The sequence below is a fragment of the Microbacterium sp. TPD7012 genome, from assembly GCF_003075395.1.
In the GTDB taxonomy this organism is placed as follows: domain Bacteria; phylum Actinomycetota; class Actinomycetes; order Actinomycetales; family Microbacteriaceae; genus Microbacterium.
Map to the genome: position 1 here is coordinate 179,561 of NZ_QDFV01000003.1, position 16,289 is coordinate 195,849.

The 16,289-nt window shown below is 69.8% G+C and carries 15 protein-coding genes; all 15 read left to right on the forward strand.

What is annotated here, in order from left to right; translation table 11 throughout:
- Positions 1-8 precede the first annotated feature (8 nt).
- Positions 9-929 carry a methionyl-tRNA formyltransferase gene (gene fmt, locus DC434_RS08915; RefSeq protein ID WP_116634943.1) on the forward strand — a complete coding sequence of 307 codons (921 nt, stop codon included), beginning with the start codon at positions 9-11 and terminating at the stop codon, positions 927-929.
- The gene (locus tag DC434_RS08920; protein ID WP_207769940.1) at positions 926-2,425 is read left to right on the forward strand and encodes a transcription antitermination factor NusB; all 1,500 of its coding nucleotides are present in this window, start codon (positions 926-928) and stop codon (positions 2,423-2,425) included. The genes fmt and DC434_RS08920 overlap by 4 nt, the downstream gene beginning before the upstream one ends.
- Before the next feature lie 4 nt (positions 2,426-2,429).
- On the forward strand, positions 2,430-3,110 hold the full coding sequence (gene rpe, locus DC434_RS08925) for a ribulose-phosphate 3-epimerase (protein WP_279303205.1): 681 nt from the start codon (positions 2,430-2,432) through the stop codon (positions 3,108-3,110).
- Entirely contained in the window at positions 3,107-3,370 is a 264-nt protein-coding gene (locus DC434_RS08930; protein ID WP_116634946.1) for a phosphoribosyl-ATP diphosphatase, read from the forward strand. The genes rpe and DC434_RS08930 overlap by 4 nt, the downstream gene beginning before the upstream one ends.
- Positions 3,371-3,408: 38 nt before the next feature.
- Positions 3,409-4,251: an ATP phosphoribosyltransferase gene (gene hisG / locus DC434_RS08935; protein ID WP_116634947.1), complete on the forward strand. Its 843-nt coding sequence runs from the start codon at positions 3,409-3,411 to the stop codon at positions 4,249-4,251.
- Complete coding sequence (gene hisF, locus DC434_RS08940) at positions 4,251-5,012, forward strand: imidazole glycerol phosphate synthase subunit HisF (protein WP_116634948.1); 762 nt, start codon at positions 4,251-4,253, stop codon at positions 5,010-5,012. Before hisG ends, hisF begins: the two co-directional genes overlap by 1 nt.
- Positions 5,009-5,368: a phosphoribosyl-AMP cyclohydrolase gene (gene hisI / locus DC434_RS08945; protein ID WP_116634949.1), complete on the forward strand. Its 360-nt coding sequence runs from the start codon at positions 5,009-5,011 to the stop codon at positions 5,366-5,368. The genes hisF and hisI overlap by 4 nt, the downstream gene beginning before the upstream one ends.
- Positions 5,365-5,952, forward strand: coding sequence for a Trp biosynthesis-associated membrane protein (locus DC434_RS08950; RefSeq protein ID WP_116634950.1), 588 nt, complete (start codon positions 5,365-5,367; stop codon positions 5,950-5,952). The genes hisI and DC434_RS08950 overlap by 4 nt, the downstream gene beginning before the upstream one ends.
- A gap of 47 nt (positions 5,953-5,999) precedes the next feature.
- Positions 6,000-6,230, forward strand: coding sequence for an HGxxPAAW family protein (locus DC434_RS08955; protein WP_116634951.1), 231 nt, complete (start codon positions 6,000-6,002; stop codon positions 6,228-6,230).
- Positions 6,230-7,006 (forward strand): indole-3-glycerol phosphate synthase TrpC, encoded by a 777-nt coding sequence (gene trpC / locus DC434_RS08960; RefSeq protein WP_116634952.1) that lies wholly within the window; start codon positions 6,230-6,232, stop codon positions 7,004-7,006. The genes DC434_RS08955 and trpC overlap by 1 nt, the downstream gene beginning before the upstream one ends.
- Positions 7,003-8,271: a tryptophan synthase subunit beta gene (trpB, locus tag DC434_RS08965; RefSeq protein WP_116634953.1), complete on the forward strand. Its 1,269-nt coding sequence runs from the start codon at positions 7,003-7,005 to the stop codon at positions 8,269-8,271. The genes trpC and trpB overlap by 4 nt, the downstream gene beginning before the upstream one ends.
- Positions 8,268-9,071 (forward strand): tryptophan synthase subunit alpha, encoded by an 804-nt coding sequence (gene trpA, locus DC434_RS08970; protein WP_116634954.1) that lies wholly within the window; start codon positions 8,268-8,270, stop codon positions 9,069-9,071. The genes trpB and trpA overlap by 4 nt, the downstream gene beginning before the upstream one ends.
- 10 nt (positions 9,072-9,081) lie before the next feature.
- Positions 9,082-10,107: a prolipoprotein diacylglyceryl transferase gene (gene lgt, locus DC434_RS08975; protein ID WP_116634955.1), complete on the forward strand. Its 1,026-nt coding sequence runs from the start codon at positions 9,082-9,084 to the stop codon at positions 10,105-10,107.
- An 85-nt stretch (positions 10,108-10,192) separates the two neighbouring features.
- The gene (gene gltB / locus DC434_RS08980) at positions 10,193-14,773 is read left to right on the forward strand and encodes a glutamate synthase large subunit (protein ID WP_116634956.1); all 4,581 of its coding nucleotides are present in this window, start codon (positions 10,193-10,195) and stop codon (positions 14,771-14,773) included.
- Complete coding sequence (locus DC434_RS08985) at positions 14,766-16,232, forward strand: glutamate synthase subunit beta (protein WP_116634957.1); 1,467 nt, start codon at positions 14,766-14,768, stop codon at positions 16,230-16,232. Before gltB ends, DC434_RS08985 begins: the two co-directional genes overlap by 8 nt.
- The last annotated feature ends 57 nt before the right edge of the window (positions 16,233-16,289 follow it).

The window sequence follows — 16,289 nt, forward strand, 5'->3', positions numbered from 1 at the left end:
GAACCTTCATGCGCCTCGTCTTCGCCGGCACACCTGCTGCCGCCGTGCCCACACTGCGACGTCTCTCGACGCTGCACGACATCGTCGCGGTCGTCACGCGCCCCGATGCCCCTCTCGGGCGCAAGCGGGTGCTGACGCCTTCGCCGGTCGCCCAGGCGGCCGATGAGCTCGGTCTGCCGGTGATCCGTGCGAGCCGGCTCGACGACGACGCGACGGCGCGCATCACGGCGCTGCGGCCCGAGCTCGGGGTGATCGTCGCCTACGGCGGCCTGGTGCGCGAGCCGCTGCTCTCGGCTCCGGATGCCGGGTGGATCAACCTGCACTTCTCCCTGCTGCCCGCCTGGCGAGGAGCCGCGCCGGTGCAGCGTGCGCTGATCGCCGGTGACCGCGAGCTCGGAGCGAGCGTGTTCCAGCTCGTCCCGGAGCTCGATGCGGGCGACGTGTTCGCCATGCGCACGATCGTGGTCGCGCCGACCGCGACCGCCGAGCAGGCACTCGAGACCCTGGCCCGCGACGGTGCGGAGCTGACCGCGGAGGTTGTCGACGCGATCGCGAACGGGACCGCCCGCGCCGAGCCGCAGCGAGGAGCGCCCACGCTCGCCCCGAAGCTGACCCTGGTCGACGGCCTGCTCGACTGGTCGCAGCCCGCTGACGCGGTGTTCGCCCGGTTCCGCGGCGTGACTCCGGAACCCGGAGCGCACACCACCGTCGAGGGTCAGCGGCTCAAGATCCTCGAGGCGGCCCCGGCGGATGCTGCCGAGCCGGTGGAGCCCGGTCGCATCGTCGGCACGAAGTCGGCCCTGCTGATCGGCACGGCATCCGCTCCTCTCGCCGTCACGCGCGTGCAGCCGGCGGGCAAGGGCGCGATGAACGCCGTCGACTGGTGGCGCGGGCAGCGCGCCACGGAAGGGCTGCGTGCCGGATCATGAGCCCATCTGAGCAGGGGAGAGCACCGCGACGGACCTCCGGTCGTCAGGGTGTCGGCGCGCGTCCCACGAACACCGGGGACCGCTCGGGACGCCGGGGACCGACGCGCACCGTGCAGCCGGCGCGACGCGTCGCCTACGACGTGCTGCGCGCGGTGTCCGACTCCGACGCCTACGCGAACCTGCTGCTGCCCTCGGCCATCGCCGAGGCCGCTCTCTCGCCGCAGGACGCCGCTCTCGCGACAGAGCTCACCTACGGCACGCTGCGGCGCCGCGGGCTCTACGACGCGATCATCGCGGCGGCAGCCGATCGCGCCGTCGACGGCATCGACCCCGCGGTCCTCGATGCGCTGCGTCTCGCCGTGCACCAGCTGCTGGCGACTCGTGTGGCCTCGCATGCGGCCGTCAACGAGTCCGTGAACCTCGTCGCGACGGCAGCGGGACGCGGTGCGGGGAGCTTCACGAACGCCGTGCTGCGGAGGATCGCGCGCGACACCCCCGAGCACTGGCAGGAGCGGATCGAGGAGGATGCGCGCTCCGACGACGAGCGACTCGCGCTGCGGTCGGCGCATCCGGTCTGGATCATCCGAGCGCTGCGACGCGCTCTCGCGGACGAGGGACGCGTGGACGAGCTCGAGGCGCTGCTCGAGGCCGACAACGTCTCACCCGAGGTGACGCTGGTGGCGCTGCCGGGGCTGGCCGAACCCGTCGACCCCCGTCGGCCCTATGCCGTGACGGCCTTCGCGTCACCCGGCGGCGATCCGCGACGCTCCGTCGAGGCCTCGGGAGGCACCGTCCGCGTGCAGGACGAGGGCTCCCAGCTCGTCGCCCTCGCTCTGGCGGATGCCGCGCCGATCCGGGCAGGGGAGCGGTGGCTCGACTTGTGCGCGGGGCCCGGAGGCAAGACCGCCCTCCTTGCGGCCATCGCCCGCGAGCATGGCGCGACCCTCGAGGCGAACGAGGTCGTGCCGACGCGCGCCCGTCTGGTGCGCAACGCGCTCCGAGCCGTTCCGGGCGAGGTCGTCGTGCACGAACAGGACGGTCGTGAACTGGCCGCGGCGCGGGCGGGAGAGTTCGACCGGATCCTCGTCGACGCCCCCTGCACCGGCCTCGGCGCGCTGCGCCGCCGTCCGGAGGCGCGGTGGCGCAAGTCTCCGGCCGACGTCGCGGAGCTCGTGCCGCTGCAGGTCGACCTCCTGACGGCGGCACTGGAGGCTCTCGCGCCGGGCGGCATCGTGGCCTACGTCACATGCTCGCCGCATCTGGCCGAGACCGTCGGCGTCGTGCAGGAGGTGCTGCGCGACCGTGCCGACATCACCGAGCTCGACGCGAGGTCCGTGATCGCCGACCTCGCCCGGTCGCCGATCGACCTCGCCGATGACGGCCGCGCGGATTCCGGCAGCGCCCAGCTCTGGCCGCATCGTCATGGCACCGACGCCATGTTCCTCGCGCTGCTCCAGCGCACGGACGCCCCGAACACCGCAGCGAAGGAAGACTAGGACCGTGGAACTCCCCAGCGCACCCCGCATCAACCCCAGCATCCTGGCCGCCGACTTCGTGAACATGCAGGCCGATCTCGCCAAGATCGCGACCGCTGACTTCGCCCACGTCGACGTGATGGACAACCACTTCGTCCCGAACCTCACGTTCGGACCGCAGATGGTGGAGCGCATCCAGGCGACCAGTCCCATCCCGCTCGACGTGCATCTCATGATCACCGATCCGGACCGCTGGGCTCCGGGCTATGCCGAGCTGGGGGCGGCCAGCGTGACGTTCCATCTGGAGGCGGCGGCGGATCCGATCGCCCTCGCCCGTCGGCTGCGCGACATCGGGGCTCGCGCCGGCATCGCGATCAAGCCCGACACACCCGCGGAACCGCTGTACTCGGTGCTCGAGGAGTTCGACCAGATCCTCGTCATGACCGTGGAGCCGGGCTTCGGCGGTCAGGGTTTCATGCCCGAGACCATGCCCAAGCTGCGCGCTCTCGCCGACGAGGCGCAGCGCCGCGGATCGCAGGTGTGGCTGCAGGTCGACGGCGGGATCTCCGACAGCACGATCGAGATCGCCGCTGCCGCGGGCGCGAACACGTTCGTCGCGGGCTCGGCGGTCTTCGGCGCCGACGACATCGAGGCCGCTGTCACTCGGCTCAGGGACCGCGCGCGAGCCGGTAGCCTGGAGGGGTGAAGACTTTCGACGAGCTGTTCGCCGAGCTCAGCGTCAAGGCCGAGACCCGCCCAGAGGGATCCGGCACCGTCGCCGAGCTGGATGCCGGCGTGCACACGATCGGCAAGAAGATCGTCGAAGAGGCCGCCGAGGTGTGGATGGCATCGGAGTACGAATCCGACGAGGCCGCCGCCGAGGAGATCTCCCAGCTGCTGTACCACCTGCAGGTCATGATGATCGCGAAGGGTCTCAGCCTGCAGGACGTCTACCGACATCTGTGATGCGCTCCGTTCCTCTCCTCTCGAACTGAAGGCCATCCATGCTGCGCATCGCTGTTCCGAACAAGGGCTCGCTCTCCGAGACCGCCGCCGACATGCTCGCGGAGGCCGGCTATGCCGGTCGACGCGACCCGAAGACCCTGCACGTCATCGACGCCGAGAACGACGTCGAGTTCTTCTTCCTTCGCCCGAAGGACATCGCCACCTACGTCGGCTCGGGCGCCATCGATGTGGGCATCACCGGCCGGGATCTCCTGCTGGATGCCCGGATGCCGGGCGCACGGGAGATCGAGGCCCTCGGTTTCGCCGGCTCGACGTTCCGCTTCGCCGCGCCCTCGGGCCGCTACAGCGACGTCTCGGAGCTCGACGGCCTGCGCATCGCGACCTCGTATCCGGGCCTCGTCGACGCCTTCCTCGATGAGCGGGGAATCGCAGTCGACCTGGTCCCGCTCGACGGTGCGGTGGAGTCCGCCGTGCGCCTCGGCGTCGCGGACGCCGTCGCCGATGTCGTCGAGACCGGCACGACGCTCCGTCAGGCGGGGCTCGACGTGTTCGGTCCGGTGATCCTCGAGTCCGAGGCCGTCCTCATCGCCGGTCCGGTCGACGCCGACGGCTCCGAGACGCTGCTGCGTCGGCTCCGCGGCGTGATGGTGGCGCGTCGCTTCGTGATGATCGACTACGACCTGCCGGTCGCCCTCCTCGACGACGCCGTGAAGATCGCCGGAGGCGTCGAGTCGCCGACCGTCTCGCCGCTCCGCGACCCCGAGTGGGTGGCCGTGCGGGTCATGGTCGCGCGTTCGCGCGTCAACCACGTGATGGACGAGCTGTACGCGCTCGGCGCGCGCGCCATCCTCGTCACCGCCATCCACAACGCGAGGCTCTGATGACTCTCGCCAGCCGCGTCATCCCGTGTCTGGACGTCGCCGACGGCCGCGTCGTCAAGGGTGTCAACTTCGAGAACCTCCGCGACATGGGCGACCCGGTCGAGCTCGCCCGGCACTACGCCGCGCAGGGTGCGGACGAGATCACCTTCCTCGACGTCACCGCCACGGTCGACGCCCGCGCGACGACCTACGACGTGGTGCAGCGCACGGCCGAGCAGGTCTTCGTCCCTCTCACCGTCGGCGGGGGAGTGCGCAGCGTCGATGATGTGGCGCGACTGCTCTCGGTCGGCGCCGACAAGGTCGGAGTGAACTCGGCCGCCATCGCGCGTCCTGAGCTCATCGGCGAGATCGCCGACCGCTTCGGCGCCCAGGTGCTCGTCCTCTCGCTCGACGTGAAGCGCGCCGACACGACGCCCTCGGGCTTCGTGGTGACCACGCACGGAGGGCGGACGCAGACGACGCTCGACGCGCTCGCCTGGGCTCGCGAGGCCACCGAGCGCGGCGCCGGCGAGCTCCTCGTCAACTCGATCGACGCCGACGGCACCAAGGACGGCTTCGACCTCGAGCTCGTGCGTCTCATGCGCGAGGTCGCCGACGTCCCGGTGATCGCGTCCGGCGGGGCAGGCAAGGCCGCGGACTTCGCGCCCGCCATCAAGGCCGGAGCGGATGCCGTGCTCGCCGCGAGCGTTTTCCACACCGGCGCGCTGACCGTCGGCGACGTCAAGGACGCGCTGCGCGCGGAAGGGGTGCTGGTCCGATGACATCGGTCGAGGAGCGCATCGCGCAGGTCGTCTTCAACGCCGACGGCCTGGCACCGGTGATCGTGCAGCAGTGGGACACCCACGAGGTGCTGATGCTCGCCTGGGTCGACGCGGAGGCACTGCGTCGCACCCTCACATCGGGACGTGCGACGTACTGGTCGCGCTCCCGGCAGGAGTACTGGCGCAAGGGCGACACCTCCGGCAACATCCAGGTCGTGCGGGAGGCCCGCCTCGACTGCGACGGCGACGCGATCCTGCTCGAGGTCGCGCAGACCGGGCCTGCCTGCCACACCGGCACCCGCACGTGCTTCGACACCACCGACCTCGAGGCGACCGTCGGAGCGGGAGAGTCGTGACCTTCGCCCAGCGCGGTCGTTCGATCTCCGTCTCCGGATTCCTCCTCTCCGGCGCGATCGGCATCATCTCGTCCACGCAGACGTGGCTGACGGTCGAACGAGCGGATGCCGGGGAAGCGATCCTCGTGCCCGGTGCGTCGGCCCTCGTCCTGCTCGCTCCGCTGAGCCTGGCCGTCCTCGCCCTCGGCGCCGCACTCTCGATCGCGGCCCGCGTGCTGCGCGTCGTCTTCGCGGTGCTCGCCGGAGCGGCATCCGTCTTCCTCATCTGGTCGACGCTGCAGCTGCTCGCCGCCCCGCTCGACGCGGTGGGCCCCGCTGTGACCGACGCCACGGGGCTGGCCGGCGGGGGCGCCCTGGGCGATGTCGTGGAGGCGGTCGCGCCGACGGCGTGGCCGATCATCGCTCTGGTCGGCTGGGTCATCCTGCTCGCAGCATCCGTCGTCGTCCTCGTGACGTGGCGGGGCTGGAAGGCCGGTGGCCGCCGCTACCGCACGGATGCCGCCGACGCGGCTCCGCACGACGGTCCCGTCGACGCGGTCGATTCCTGGGACGAGCTGTCCCGCGGAACCGACCCGACGCGGTGACCCCGATAGACTGAACCCGCCCCGCACGTCGTCCCCCGGAGGAGAACATGACCAACCCGATCGCCGACCCCGGCCACGGACACTCGCCTGCGGCCTGGACCGCTGTCGTGATCATGCTCGTCGGCTTCACCGCCGGCACCGTCGCGTTCTGCTTCGAGCAGCCGGCCCTCGTCTGGATCTCCGCGGCTCTCATCCCGATCGGTGCGATCGTGGGCTGGGCGCTGGCCAAGGCCGGTTACGGCGTGAAGGGCCCCAAGTACTCGCCGAAGGCGCACTAGTGGTCCTCGCCGACCTGACGGCCGGCGCTGTCGCAGACGCCGAGCGTCGCGCGCTCTCGCGCCCCCTCGACGTCGTCGAGCGGGAGGCGCTCTCGCGTCCCGCGGCGAAGGACGCCCTGTCGTTCCTCGCTCCCGCCGAGCAGGTGAAGATCATCGCCGAGGTCAAGCGGGCCAGCCCCTCGCGCGGCGCCCTCGCCGACATCCCGGACCCCGCCCTTCAGGCATCGCTCTACGAGACCGGAGGAGCCTCCGCGATCAGCGTGCTCACCGAGGAGCGGCGGTTCGGCGGCAGCCTCGCCGATCTCGAGGCCGTCACCGCCCGTGTGTCCCTGCCGGTGCTGCGCAAGGACTTCATCGCGAATCGCTATCAGGTGCTCGAGGCCAGAGCGGCCGGAGCCGATCTCGTCCTGCTGATCGTCGCCGGGCTCGAGCCCGCCGTGCTGCAGGATCTCTTCAGCTTCATCACCGAGCTCGGCATGACGCCGCTCGTCGAGACGCACTCCGCCGACGAGCTCGAGGCGGCGATCGATCTCGGCGCACCGCTCATCGGCGTGAACGCGCGCGACCTGAAGACCCTCGAGCTCGACCGTGATCTGTTCGGCCGTCTGGTCGACCGGATCCCGGACACCGCGGTCAAGATCGCCGAATCCGCCGTCCTGACACCTGCCGACGTGGTGCACTACCGCTCCGCCGGCGCGGATGTCGTCCTGATCGGCGAGGCGCTCGTCACGGGCGACCCCGTCGCAACCCTCAAGAGCTTCCTGGAGGCGAAGTGAGCCTGCGCGATCAGCACGGACCGTACTTCGGCGAGTTCGGCGGGCGCTACATGCCCGAGTCGCTCATCGCGGCGATCGACGAGCTCACCGTTGCCTACGAGGCGGCGGTGGCCGATCCCGAGTTCCGTGCCGAGCTCGCCCAGCTCCTGAGCTCGTACGCCGGACGCCCCTCGGCCATCACCGAGGTGCCGCGGTTCGCCGCGCACGCCGGCGGTGCGCGGGTCTTCCTCAAGCGCGAGGACCTCAACCACACGGGGTCCCACAAGATCAACAACGTGCTCGGTCAGGCCCTGCTCACCAGGCGCCTCGGCAAGACCCGCGTGATCGCCGAGACCGGCGCGGGTCAGCACGGCGTCGCCACGGCCACCGCTGCCGCGCTGTTCGGCCTGGAGTGCACGATCTACATGGGTGAGGTCGACACCGAGCGTCAGGCGCTCAACGTCGCCCGCATGCGTCTGCTCGGCGCCGAGGTCGTCGCTGTGACCTCGGGTTCGCGCACGCTCAAGGACGCGATCAACGACGCGTACCGCGACTGGGTGGCATCCGTCGAGACGACGAACTACATCTTCGGCACCGCGGCGGGCCCCCATCCGTTCCCGGCGATGGTGCGCGATTTCCAGAAGATCATCGGCGAAGAGGCCAGGGCGCAGCTCCTCGACGAGGTCGGCCGCCTTCCCGATGCCGTCTTCGCGTGCGTCGGCGGCGGGTCGAACGCGATCGGCATGTTCGATGCCTTCCTCGACGACGAGAGCGTGAAGCTCTACGGCGTCGAAGCGGCCGGCGACGGCGTCGACACCGACCGGCACGCCGCCTCGATCGAACGCGGACGCCCCGGCGTCCTCCACGGAGCGCGGACCTACGTGCTGCAGAACGGCGACGGTCAGACGATCGAGTCGCACTCGATCTCCGCAGGACTCGACTATCCCGGCGTCGGCCCCGAGCACTCCTGGCTGGCCGACATCGGCCGCGCCGAGTACATCCCGGCCACCGATGACGAGGCGATGCAGGCGCTGCGTCTGCTGAGCCGCACCGAGGGCATCATCCCCGCGATCGAGTCGGCGCACGCCCTCGCCGGCGCACTGCGCGTCGGACGAGATCTCGGTCCGGATGCGATCATCGCCATCTGCCTCTCCGGGCGCGGCGACAAGGACATGGACACGGCCGCGCGCTACTTCGAGCTGTACGACGAGGAAGCCCTCGCGCACGACGTCGAGGACGAGAGCGTCGCCGACAAGGCCGCGTCGAAGGGGGAGCCGGAACTGTGAGCCGTGTGGAACAGGCCATCGCCGCCGCTCAGGCCGAAGGGCGCAGCGCCTTCGTCGGCTACCTGCCCGTCGGCTTCCCCGACCTCGAGACCAGCATCCAGGCCGCCATCGCTCTCGCGGAGAACGGCGTCGACATCATCGAGCTCGGCCCGCCCTACAGCGACCCGGTGATGGACGGCGCGATCATCCAGGAGGCGACGACCCAGGCGCTGGCCGCCGGGTTCACGACCGCCGACCTGTTCACCGCGGTGCGCGCCATCACGTCCGCGACCGATGCGCCCGTGCTCGTCATGACCTACTGGAACCCGGTCATGCAGTACGGCGTCGACCGCTACGCGGACGACCTGCTCGCCGCAGGCGGCGCCGGGCTGATCACACCCGACATCACGCCCGACGTCGCAGGGGAGTGGATCGCCGCGAGCGAGCGCACCGGACTCGACCGCGTCTTCCTCGCCGCGCCGACGTCGACGGATGAGCGCCTGGACCTCGTGGTGAAGTCGTCGACCGGCTTCGTCTACACCGTCTCGACCATGGGCATCACCGGAGAGCGCACCGAGCTCGACCGTGCGGCCCGCACCCTCGTCGCGCGCCTCCGCGAGCACGGAGCCACCCGTGCCTGCGTGGGCATCGGCATCTCCACCGCCGAGCAGATCGCGGGCGTCTCGGAGTACGCCGACGGCGCGATCGTCGGCACCGCGCTCGTCCGCGCGCTGCGCGACGGCGGCATCCCGGCTCTCGCCGAGGTCACCCGAAACCTGGCATCCGGCACGTCGTCGGCACGCCCCGATCACGAGAACTAGAATCGCACTCATGTCCCTCGCGCTCCACAGCACCTTCAACGGCGTGCTCGCCAGCATCCCGAGCCCTCCTGTGTCGTACTTCGACCTGGGGCCGATCCGGATCCACTTCTACGCGCTGTGCATCATCGCCGGCATCATCGCCGCCGCGCTGATCACCAACCACCGCCTGACCAAGCGCGGGGCGGAGCCGTGGGTCGTGATCGACATCTCGATCCTGGCCGTCCCGATCGCGATCATCGGCGCGCGCATCTTCCACGTGCTCACGCACCCGAACTTCTACTTCGGCGAGGGGAAGAACACCTGGAACCCGTTCGAACCGGGTTCCGTCTGGGCGATCTGGGAGGGCGGCATCGCCATCTTCGGTGCGCTCATCGGCGGCGCCATCGGCGCCTACCTCGGATGCCGGTGGACCGGCATCCGCTTCTGGACGTTCGCCGACGCGCTCGCTCCCGGACTTCTGCTGGCTCAGGCCATGGGTCGCTTCGGCAACTGGTTCAACCACGAGCTCTTCGGTCTCCCGACCGACCTGCCCTGGGGACTCGAGATCGAGTCGACCAACTCCGCGTTCCCTCCCGGCCTCCCCGACGGCACGCTGTTCCACCCCACGTTCCTGTACGAGGTGATCTGGAACGGCCTGGGCGTGCTTGTGCTGCTGTGGCTCGGCCGCAAGCTCTTCTTCCAGTGGGGTCGCCTGTTCGCGATCTACCTCATCTGGTACAGCGCGGGACGCGTCGTCTGGGAGTCGATCCGCATCGACCCGAGCGAGATCATCCTGGGCCTCCGCAGCAACGTCTGGGCCGCGATCATCGGCATCGTCGTCGGTCTCGCGATCCTCATCGTGCAGACGCGCCGTCACCCGGGTCTCGAGCCGTCGCCCTACCAGCCGGGCCGCGGACGGAGTGACGAAGGCGCTGATGTAGAATCGCAGGACAATCCCTCTGACTTCGTGGATCTGAGCGAGCCTCCGGCCGAAGAAGTCACCGCAGGAGCCAGCGCCACAAGCGTCGCTCCCACGGACGCGGACGGCTCTCGATAGCCTCCAGAAGTTCCGTGAGGAACCCCACGCATCCACCCGGCCAATGACGTCCCCGGGTCACCTGAAGATCTGAGGACGGTACCGCATGGCATCGAGCGACCTCCGCGCACCCGTCGGGCAGCAGTTCCCGGCCAAGCAGGGCATGTACAACCCGGCGTTCGAGAAGGACGCCTGCGGCCTCGCCATGGTGGCGACGCTGCGAGGCACGGCAGGGCACGACATCATCGCGCTCGCGCTGCAGGCGCTGCGCAACCTGGAGCACCGCGGTGCGATCGGTTCTGACGCCGGCACGGGCGACGGAGCGGGCATCCTCACGCAGATGCCCGATGAGTTCCTCCGCGCGGTGGCGGGCTTCGAGCTCCCGCCGGTGGGGGAGTACGCCGCGGGGCTCGCGTTCCTGCCGCGCGATTCGAGCGAACGTCGCCAGCAGAAGGCGGGCATCGAGAAGATCGCCCGCGCCGAAGGGCTGCGCGTGCTCGGCTGGCGCGAGGTGCCGACCGCCAACGACAACCTCGGCAAGCTCGCCGATGAGGCCCGTCCGGCTTTCGAGCAGCTGTTCGTCAGCGCCGGCGGAGCCACCCATGCGCAGGCCCCGCTCACGGGGATCGCGCTCGACCGTGTCGCCTACCGTCTGCGCAAGCGCGCCGGTCACGAGCTCGGCGCCTACTTCGTCTCGCTCTCGAGCCGCACGCTCGGCTACAAGGGCATGGTCACGACCCTGCAGCTCGAGCCGTTCTACCCCGACCTCCAGGACGAGCGCTTCGCCTCGGAGCTCGCCGTCGTGCACTCGCGGTACTCGACGAACACCTTCCCGTCCTGGCCTCTCGCGCAGCCGCTGCGGATGCTCGCCCACAACGGCGAGATCAACACGGTCGGCGGAAACCGCAACTGGATGCGCGCGCGTCAGTCGCAGCTCGAGTCCGAGCTGCTCGGAGACGTCGCGCCGCTGCTGCCGATCTGCACGGATGGCGCCAGCGACTCGGCCTCCTTCGACGAGGTGCTCGAGCTCCTGACGCTCACCGGGCGCAGTCTGCCGCACGCCATCATGATGATGGTCCCCGAGGCCTACGAGAAGCAGGCCGACATCACGCCGGAGCTCCGTTCGTTCTACGAGTACCACTCGAACCAGATGGAGCCGTGGGACGGACCCGCCGCCCTCATCTTCACCGATGGCACCCTCGTCGGCGCCACCCTCGACCGCAACGGACTGCGTCCTGGTCGCTGGACGGAGACGACCGACGGACTCGTCGTGATCGGCTCGGAGACCGGTGTGCTGACGTTCGAGCCGGAGCGCATCAAGCGCCGCGGCCGTCTGCAGCCGGGGAAGATGTTCCTCGTCGACACCGCGCAGCGGCGCATCGTCGAGGACCAGGAGATCAAGCGCGAGCTCTCCACGATGCACCCCTGGCAGGACTGGCTGGATGCCGGTGCCGTGCGCCTCGCCGATCTCCCGGAGCGCGAGCACATCGTGCACCCGCCGGCCTCGATCACCCGCCGTCAGCGCACGTTCGGATACACCGAGGAGGAGGTGCGCATCCTCCTGACCCCGATGGGTCAGACCGGTGTCGAGCCCCTCGGCGCGATGGGATCGGACACACCGATCGCGGTGCTCAGCAAGCGTCCGCGCCTGCTGTTCGACTACTTCACGCAGCAGTTCGCGCAGGTGACCAACCCGCCGCTGGACTCGATCCGCGAAGAGGTCGTCACGAGCCTCAAGCTCGGTCTCGGCCCGGAGAGCAACCTGCTCTCGTGGGGTCCCGAGCACACCCGCACGGTGTCGCTCGACTTCCCTGTGATCGACAACGACGAGCTCGCGAAGATCCGCCACATCGACAAGGCCCTTCCGGACCGGTCGAGCGTGACGGTCCGCGGCCTGTACCACTTCGACTCGGGCCCCGACTCGCTCGCCGACCGCCTCACCGAGATGTGCGCGGAGGTGGACGAGGCGATCGAGAACGGCGCCGAGTTCATCATCCTGTCGGACCGCGACTCGAACAAGGATCTGACGCCGATCCCGTCGCTGCTCATGGTCTCGGCGATCCACCACCACCTGATCCGCCGTGAGAACCGCATGAAGGTCGGTCTCATCGTCGAAGCGGGTGACGTGCGCGAGGTGCACCACGTCGCGACCCTCATCGGCTACGGCGCCTCGGCGATCAACCCGTACCTGGCGATGGAGACGGTCGAGCACCTGGTGCGCACCGGCTACATCACCGGCATCACACCCGAGAAGGCCGTCAAGAACCTGATCTACGCGCTCGGCAAGGGCGTGCTGAAGATCATGTCGAAGATGGGCATCTCCACGGTGTCGTCCTACGCCGGCGCGCAGGTCTTCGAAGCCGTGGGCCTCAGCCAGGAGTTCATCGACGCCTACTTCACCCGCACCGAGTCCAAGCTCGGCGGGGTCGGCATCGAGGAGATCTTCGCCGAGAACCAGGCGCGTCACGACTACGCCTACCCGGAGGACGCCGCGGCGCGCGCGCACGAGCGTCTGTGGACCGGCGGCGAGTACCAGTGGCGTCGCGACGGCTCTCCGCACCTCTTCAACCCGGAGACGGTCTTCAAGCTGCAGCACTCCACGCGCACGCGTCGCTACGACATCTTCCGCGAGTACACGAAGCTCGTCGACGACCAGGCGGCGGAGCTCAAGACGCTGCGCGGACTCTTCAGCCTGCGCACCGGCACCCGCAAGCCCGTGCCGCTGGACGAGGTCGAGCCGGTGTCCGCGATCGTCAAGCGGTTCTCGACGGGCGCGATGAGCTACGGCTCGATCTCGCGCGAGGCGCACGAGACCCTTGCGATCGCCATGAACCGGATCGGCGGCAAGTCGAACACCGGTGAGGGCGGCGAAGACCCCGACCGACTGGTCGACCCTGAGCGTCGCAGCGCGATCAAGCAGGTCGCCTCCGGCCGCTTCGGCGTCACGAGCCTCTACCTGACCGAGTCGGATGACATCCAGATCAAGCTCGCCCAGGGCGCCAAGCCCGGCGAGGGCGGGCAGCTGCCGCCGACCAAGGTGTACCCGTGGGTGGCGCGCACGCGTCACGCGACGGCCGGCGTGGGACTCATCTCGCCTCCTCCGCACCACGACATCTACTCGATCGAGGACCTCAAGCAGCTCATCTTCGACCTGAAGAGGGCGAACCCCGAGGCGCGCATCCACACCAAGCTCGTGAGCCAGTCGGGTATCGGCGCCGTCAGCGCCGGTGTGGCGAAGGCGCTCAGCGACGTCATCCTCGTCTCCGGACACGACGGCGGCACCGGCGCGAGCCCGCTGAACTCCCTCAAGCACGCGGGCACGCCGTGGGAGCTCGGTCTGGCCGAGACCCAGCAGACCCTCATGCTCAACGGCATGCGCGACCGCGTGGTCGTGCAGGTCGACGGTCAGCTCAAGACGGGCCGCGACGTGATCATCGGCGCCCTGCTCGGTGCGGAGGAGTTCGGCTTCGCGACGGCTCCGCTCGTGGTGAGCGGCTGCATCATGATGCGCGTCTGCCACCTCGACACGTGCCCGGTCGGCGTCGCCACGCAGAACCCGGCGCTGCGCGAGCGCTTCACCGGCAAGCCGGAGTTCGTCGTCAACTTCATGGAGTTCATCGCCGAAGAAGTGCGCGAGCTGCTGTCCGAGCTCGGCTACCGCTCGATCGACGAGATCGTCGGCCGTGCCGACCTCATCGAGATGAACGCGGCCGTGGACCACTGGAAGGCCGAGGGCCTGGACCTCAGCCCGGTGCTGGACGGTCCCGTCTTCCCGGCCGGCGAGCCGCGTCGAAGCGGCCGTGCACAGGATCACGAGCTCGAGAAGCACTTCGACGTGCAGCTGATCGACATCTCGAAGGGCGCGCTCCTCAACGGCGAGCCCGTCGTGGTCGAGCTTCCGATCGCGAACACCGAGCGGGCCGTCGGCACGATGCTCGGCCATCAGGTCACGTCGCGGCATGGCGCCGCGGGGCTCCCGAAGGAGACGATCGACGTCACCCTGCACGGAACGGCGGGGCAGTCGCTCGGCGCGTTCCTCCCGCCGGGAATCGTCCTGCGTCTGGAGGGCGACGCCAACGACTACGTGGGCAAGGGCCTCTCCGGCGGCGACATCACCATCCGTCCGCCGCGCGGCTCGTCGATCGCACCGCACGAGAACGTGATCGCCGGCAACGTCATCGGCTACGGTGCGACCTCCGGCACGATGTTCATCTCGGGTGTCGTGGGGGAGCGGTTCCTCGTCCGCAACTCGGGCGCCACCGCAGTCGTCGAGGGCGTGGGAGACCACGCGCTCGAGTACATGACCGGTGGGCTCGCCGTGATCCTCGGCTCGACCGGTCGCAACTTCGGCGCCGGCATGTCCGGCGGCATCGCCTACGTGCACGCGCTCGACACGGGCAAGGTGAACGCGCAGTCCCTCGGCAGCGGAGAGCTCCTCCTCGAGCAGCTGGACCGTGCCGATCTCGAGGTGCTGCGGAGCCTCCTCACGGCGCACGTCGAGCGCACCGCGTCACCGCGGGCATCCGCTCTCCTCGAGCGTTTCGATGAGACGGCGTCCGAGTTCGTCAAGGTGCTTCCCCGTGACTTCGCCGCCGTGCGGAGCATGCGCGAGGAAGCATTGGCCGAGGGGATCGACCCCGACGGCGACATCGTGTGGAACCGCATCCTGGAGGTGACCGGTGGCTGATCCCAAAGGCTTCATGAAGGTGACCGAGCGGGAACTCCCCGCACGACGTCCGGTGCCCGTGCGCATCATGGACTGGAAAGAGGTCTACGAGCGCGGCGACAAGGCGGTGCTGCAGCGCCAGGCCGGCCGCTGCATGGACTGCGGCGTGCCGTTCTGCCATTCCGGATGCCCGCTCGGCAACCTGATCCCGGAGTGGAACGACCTGACCTGGCGCGGCGAGGGCCGTGCCGCCATCGAGCGCCTGCACGCCACGAACAACTTCCCGGAGTTCACCGGTCGGCTCTGCCCCGCACCGTGCGAGAGCTCGTGCGTGCTCGGCATCAACCAGCCGGCGGTGACGATCAAGCAGATCGAGGTCTCGATCATCGATGAGGCCTTCGCGAAGGGCTGGGTCGAGCCCGAGCCGCCCGAGCGCCTCACCGGCAAGACCGTCGCCGTCGTCGGATCCGGCCCCGCCGGCCTCGCGGCCGCGCAGCAGCTCACGCGCGCCGGTCACACGGTCGCGGTGTTCGAACGCGACGACCGCATCGGCGGACTGCTCCGCTACGGCATCCCCGACTTCAAGATGGAGAAGGGACAGCTGGAGACGCGTCTTCGCCAGATGCAGGAGGAGGGCACCCGCTTCCGGGCGGGCGTCGAGATCGGCAAGGACATCTCCTGGGCCGACCTGCGCGCGCGCTACGACGCGGTCGTCATCGCGACCGGCGCGACGGTTCCGCGCGACCTTCCGATCCCCGGACGCGACCTCGACGGCGTGCACTTCGCCATGGAGTACCTGGTCGAGTCGAACCACGCGGTCGCCGGTGACAAGGTCACCAACCAGATCACCGCCGAGGGCAAGCACGTCATCGTGATCGGCGGCGGCGACACCGGCGCGGACTGCATCGGCACCGCGCACCGTCAGGGCGCACTCAGCGTCACCAACCTCGCCATCGGCAAGCAGCCCGGCACGGAGCGTCCCGACCACCAGCCGTGGCCGATGATGCCGACCGTGTTCGAGGTCGCTTCTGCCCACGAGGAGGGCGGCGAGCGGATGTTCCTCGCCTCCACCGTCGAGTTCCTCTCGAACGAGGTGGGCGAGGTGCGTGCACTTCGGGTCGCCGAGACCGAGTACATCGACGGACGCCGCGTGCCGAAGAGCGGCACCGAGCGCGAGATCCCCGCTGACCTCGTGCTGATCGCCATGGGCTTCACCGGCCCGGAGCAGGACGGCTACACCGAGGAGACCCTCCCGCAGGTGACCGACCGCGGTGCGTTCCGCCGCGACTCCAGCTACGAGTCGACCGTGTCCGGCGTGTTCGTCGCCGGTGACGCCGGCCGCGGACAGTCGCTCATCGTCTGGGCGATCGCCGAAGGCCGGGCCGCTGCCGCGAACGTCGACCGGTTCCTCATGGGCAGCACCGTGCTGCCCGAGCCGGTGCGTCCGCATGATGTCGCGATCGGCCTTCAGCCCGCGTAGGCTGAGCGGCGGCACCTCGCCTGATTCACCTTCCCCCACTTCTATCCCTGGAGAATT